Source organism: Protofrankia sp. CiP1_Cm_nod3, assembly GCF_982290655.1.
Genome location: NZ_CEVIVD010000194.1, coordinates 2,746 through 7,761 on the forward strand (window position 1 = coordinate 2,746; position 5,016 = coordinate 7,761).

Consider the following 5,016-nt stretch of genomic DNA (forward strand, 5'->3'; position numbering starts at 1 on the left):
CTCCAGCTGGTGGGGTTGACAGTGCCGTCGACAGCCGGGCTGCCCGCGGCGTCACTCGGGTAGCTGCCCCGCAGATGCACACCGCCCTGGAGCGAGCCGGCGGGCTTCGGCAGCGGGTCCGCGGCCGCGGGCGTCACCCACGCCCAGGCGAGGGCTGCCGCGCAGAGGACGGCGACCGAGCCGCTACCGACCGATCTCATGGACACCGTACGTAAAACAATGTTCCCCGCCGAATCCTTACCGATCATCCGGTCATCCGATCATCCTTTGTCGACAGAGCACGTGACCTGGTGGAGGTGCGGCCGCGTCTCCGGCTCCCGGCCACGAGCACCGACCGATGGCCACAAGCCGCAGGAGCCCCCACGAGCCGCGCTCCGCGCCCGCGGCCGCACCTGCGCAGGCGTCCGACCCACCTGGCATTACTACGCAGACGCGAACATTATCAGGCCATCAGGTGCGTATCTACGGTTTTTTTCGCTTCTTCGATCAGTACCTTCGGTACAGGCATGCTCCCGGTCCCCCCGCCCCGCCCCGCCCCGAGCGACGGCACGATCATCGGTAGGGTGACAGGATCACCAAGCCGCCCGCGCGGAGCAGAGAATCGGGCATGCGTATCCGCCGGATCGTCGACCTGTCGGTGCCACTGGACGAGAGCACCCAGGTCTACCCGGGTGATCCCACCCCGCGGCTCCGACCGGCGGCCACGATCGAGACAGCCGGCTTCAACCTGCTCGACCTGCACCTCGGATCACAGACCGGGACGCACGTCGACGCGCCCTACCACGTCGAGCCGAACGGGGCCCGCGTCGACGAACTCGACCTGCGCCTACTGGCCGGCCCCGGGATCATCCTGGACGTGACCGGGCTGGCACCTCGGGAACGGATCACCTGGGACCACATCACCGCCTCCGCACCCACCGGCCGCATCGGCCCCGGAGTCATCACGATCCTGCACACCGGCTGGTCCGCACACTACGGAACACCGAAATACTTCGATCATCCGTTCCTCGACGAGGACGCCGCAACGCGAATGGTCGATCTCGGTGCGCGGACGTTCCTGCTGGACGCTGCCAGCATCGACGAGACGCCCGACGCCGGCCATCCAGGGGCAGGCTTTCCGGTACACCACCTCATCGCCCGCCACGGCGGGATCATCGGCGAGAACCTGCGCAACATCGAGGCGATCGACTTCGACCCCTTCGTGACCGCGCTGCCACTGCGTCTCACCGGCGCCGACGGAGCACCCGTCCGAGCCGTCGCCATGGACCTCGACCCGGTCAACTTGGCTGTCAGGAACGCGACTCGGCTGCCAGGAACGGTGTTTCGGGACCCAGGGCACGGCGGGTGATCGGGGCTCCCGAACGGCTCGCGGGTACGGGATCGACGCTGCTACCGACACCGTGTCCAGCCAACGCCGACCTTCTGGATGGTTAGAGGTGGAGGGCGTAACGGGCCTCGGCCAGCGGGATCGCCCTGGCGCACCAGGTTGACCACTGCCCGGCCTTGTCTCCGGCGACAAACAGGACCGCGCGGCGCTCAGGATTGAAGACGAACAGGAGCCTCGTTAGAGGACAGTCAGGTCGGCGTCCGCCTGGGCGAGTTGCCGGGCCGTGGCGGCTAGCTTCTGCTCAATTTCGGCTCGCGCTTCTGGCCGGAGCTGGCTGCGGCGCTGGAGTTCGGCGAGACCGCGCTGAAGCTCGTTCTCGATGGATCTGCGCCGCCTCTGGTGAACTTCGAGCGCCTGGTCGCGTTCCTTGGGCGTAGCAGGGTCATGGGGGTTGTAGCGGAAAGCACGTTCACAGGAGTCACGCCAAGCGACCAGAGCTCCAGTCTTCACTTCCCCGAAACCGGGGATTCCTATTATCTTGGAGCGGTTCACATCTGCAGCGGTGTTGACGCCGTACGCTGCAAGCCGCTGCTTGAGACTCGGGCCAACGCCGCTGATCGAGGCCCTGCTGACGTACTGCCGCTCCAAGTGACGGCGCAGCTGGCGATCCCGCACGGTGCGGTCAAATTCCGCGAGTGTCCGCCTCTCCTGTTTCGGGATCTCGACGGTGTACTCAGAATAGAGCCTGGCAAGCGGATCACGGAGAGTCTGAAACCCTGCTGGGCCAGCTTCCTCTGCCTCACGGATCGCGGCTGCATGCGCATCTCGCGCCTGTTGCCCTGCCAGCAGGCGCGCGTCCTTCTCCTGACGCCTGGGCTCACCGTAGCGTTTGAGCCACCGACCCACAAAAACGGGCAACACCAGCGCCAGGAGCCCGAGCGCACCTGCGATTACCATCAGTGCAATAACCAGGCTGACCACGATGGGCCAGACGACGAATGGTGTTGCCTTTGAGCGCACCGCCGCCGGGAGCGGCCGCGCAACGGGCTTAATCCCGGCGCTGGGGGGTACGACGATTTCCGCCGGGGGCGGGACTGCAGATATCTGCGCCCACAGCGCCGCGATGGTGACCCCCGCCGCTTGCGCCTTCGCGGCGACCTGCGCCTTGACGAAATGCACGATTCCCGAACTGTCGAGGGAACACCAGGGGCACGCCCTCACGTGTGCCGGGTAAGCGTGGTGTGGGCTGGCGTGGCACACGGCTGTCTGCGGTCGCAGTTTGTCGAGAGCCAATACCCACTCCCGAGCAGTCGGCCGGTGCTGGATCCCGGGCTCGGTGAACGCCTGGGTGAACATGCCGTGGATCACAGCAGGAAGGATGGTCACCGGAACGGCTGTCGGTGGCGGGACCAATCCGCGGCTGCTGTTGTCCGGGGCGTCGGCAAACCGAAAGCCGCTGATATCAGTGGACATATCGTTGCCGACATCGTTACGGAGCGGACGACCCGCGAAGGGATGGCGTCCGCCGAGGAGCAGCTGGAAGATCAGGATTGCCAGACCGAAGTTGTCGTGGTTGGCGGTTCGGACCATCCGGCTGAAGTCACCGACCGCGTGCAACTCGGGCGGGGTGAAGTCCGGAACCCCGACCAGGCAGGGAAAGACCCGGCCATCCGCGTTCACCTGAAATGAATCCGCGTCGATCAGCATCACATGCCCGTTATTTGGGGCGACCATCACCGAGTTCTCGTTGACGTCACCCACGACCAGTCCACGCTGGTGGACCGCGGCGAAGCCGTCCGCCGTGTTCCGCGCCGTGACCAGCAAATTCTTCCACGACAGTTGGGGCTGCTCCTGCTTGCGGTGGCCGGGGTTGTAGAGCTGATGAACGGGAACGCAGGAGCCTGCGGTTGGCATGACAAAGCCCCGGACGGGACCTCCCCGGTCCACATGCAGGGTCTCCACTGGCCAAGCGACAAATTTCCGGATGTCGGCATCCCTGAGAGACGCCATCAACCGAAGCTTCTCCTGCCGGTCGCCGTCAGGGATCTTGTGGTACACTTTTGCGACGTGATTTGAGTCTCCGTTGATCTGGTGGACGGAACCTTCGCCGCCCTTGCCGAGAGTCGGGCCGAGCGACAGTTCGTCTCCCGTTGACGTGAACAGCCGGGTGGTGCTCATGCCCGTGCGTCCGAGTTTCCCAGTTCGTCACTGGCCGTGGCTGGGTCGACGTCGCCGAGCCAGACTGCGATAGCTAGTGTCTTGTCGTCGTCGGTACGTTCGTTTACCAGCGGTCCTTGCAGGAACCGTCCCAGAGCCAGGCTGAGTTGGTCGAGCAGAACTTCCTCGTTTTCGGATCTGGCATCCTCGAGCGCCTTGAAAAAGGGCCTGAAGAATGGTTCATGGGGTACGTCCGTGGCGAGATCGAGCGCGATTCGCTGCAGGCCATCGGTGAATGCTGCGATCTTCGTAGCCAGTGAGTCAAAGGTTCGGACGGCGAGGACCTCGCGGAAGTTGTCCTGCGTGACGAAGTGCGTCATGTTGGCGTACTCCCCAACCATGGGTACTACGGCGAGTTCCAGCCCGCTCCCGACGTCGAGGACGATGCCGCCGTCTCCGATCTGGAAAGCCATCGTCCCGAGCGTCGGCGCGGCGAGCACACCAAGCAGGGTGCAGGCAAAGTCTCGAGGACGGAGGTTGTGGCTGGTGGCCTTCGACGCGATTCCGTCGTGTGCCGCCGTCACCAGGATCTCGGCCAGGCCGGCATCCAGCATGATCTCTGATTCGCCCAGGCGCGACTGGAGAGCCGCAGCCACCGCTGCTATCGCGACCTGTGCCCCTTCGCCACCGTGTTCGGCGCTGCCCGCGCCATCCGCGACGACGACCGCGAGCAACTCGTCGCCACACGGAAGCCGATATTGCGCGAAGAGGCAGTCGTCGTCGCAGGGCAGGCTTCGTTTGATGTGCGAGGTGCCGGCTTCGGACCTCGCGATGACGCGCCAGGTCAAACGGCGGCCCACCCTGTAGGTGCCGCGAGCAGCGTCTCGGTGCCGACGGCCGAACGGGACACCGATCCCAGGGAACTGGACAGCCACTGGAAGAGTTCCTGAAACTTGAGTCCCTGCAGCGCGAGCGGCTGGCGGACAGCGATCTGGCGGAGGATTTCCATGTTCGCTCCCCGCACGCCGACGGCGAAAAGCGCGAACTCCTTCGCAGCCTCACCCGCCTGCACAGCGTGGGCGGCCGCATGCCAGTTGTCTGTCGGCTCCCCGTCTGTGATCAGGAAGATCCACGGGCGGTAGTACTTCACCCCGTTGTTCCTATATTCAGTCTTGCGGTCACGGAGCAACGACAGACCTCGGGTGATGGCTTCGCCCATCGGGGTGGCTCCCTGCACGTGCAACTCGGGCGCTGTGAACACCGAGGCAGACACGAATTCGGTCGCCACCTGCACCGGTCCGAAGGTGATGATCCCGACCTCGACGCGCTTCGCGGCGAGGTCGTCTGAGGTGAGTTCATCCTGGAACGCCCTGAGACCGGCGTTGAGTTCTCGAATGGGCTGACCGTTCATGGACCCAGACACGTCCAGCAGCAGGAGACAGGGACACCGCGGCTCGGGGTTCAGGGCGAAGTCCACCTCAGGCTGGTGTCCGAAGTCGAAGTTGTCGTATCCGATCTGCTCGGTCATCCCC

The 5,016-nt window shown here is 65.1% G+C and carries 4 protein-coding genes and 1 pseudogene; 1 reads left to right on the forward strand and 4 read right to left on the reverse strand.

Annotation, left to right across the window (positions count from 1 at the left end):
* A pseudogene (locus tag AC5LUJ_RS22335) lies at positions 1-200 on the reverse strand (hypothetical protein); the annotation flags it as partial.
* A gap of 407 nt (positions 201-607) precedes the next feature.
* Between AC5LUJ_RS22335 and AC5LUJ_RS22340 the strand changes: the two are divergent.
* Complete coding sequence (locus tag AC5LUJ_RS22340) at positions 608-1,348, forward strand: cyclase family protein (protein ID WP_250283764.1); 741 nt, start codon at positions 608-610, stop codon at positions 1,346-1,348.
* A gap of 216 nt (positions 1,349-1,564) precedes the next feature.
* On the opposite strand, the gene AC5LUJ_RS22345 is transcribed toward AC5LUJ_RS22340, so the two are convergent.
* The 3 genes from AC5LUJ_RS22345 to AC5LUJ_RS22355 form a co-directional block, all read right to left on the reverse strand.
* Positions 1,565-3,505 (reverse strand): helix-hairpin-helix domain-containing protein, encoded by a 1,941-nt coding sequence (locus tag AC5LUJ_RS22345; RefSeq protein WP_250283766.1) that lies wholly within the window; start codon positions 3,503-3,505, stop codon positions 1,565-1,567.
* Entirely contained in the window at positions 3,502-4,332 is an 831-nt protein-coding gene (locus AC5LUJ_RS22350) for a PP2C family serine/threonine-protein phosphatase (RefSeq protein WP_493465679.1), read from the reverse strand. The genes AC5LUJ_RS22345 and AC5LUJ_RS22350 overlap by 4 nt, the downstream gene beginning before the upstream one ends.
* Positions 4,329-5,016, reverse strand: a 688-nt coding sequence (locus AC5LUJ_RS22355) for a vWA domain-containing protein (RefSeq protein ID WP_493465680.1), incomplete at its 5' end; no start/stop codon positions are given. The genes AC5LUJ_RS22355 and AC5LUJ_RS22350, both read right to left, overlap by 4 nt.

Coding starts and splice junctions, on each gene's coding strand:
- AC5LUJ_RS22345 (WP_250283766.1), bottom strand. CDS start 3,505: ATGAGCACCACCCGGCTGTTCACGTCAACGGGAGACGAACTGTCGCTC.
- AC5LUJ_RS22340 (WP_250283764.1), top strand. CDS start 608: ATGCGTATCCGCCGGATCGTCGACCTGTCGGTGCCACTGGACGAGAGC.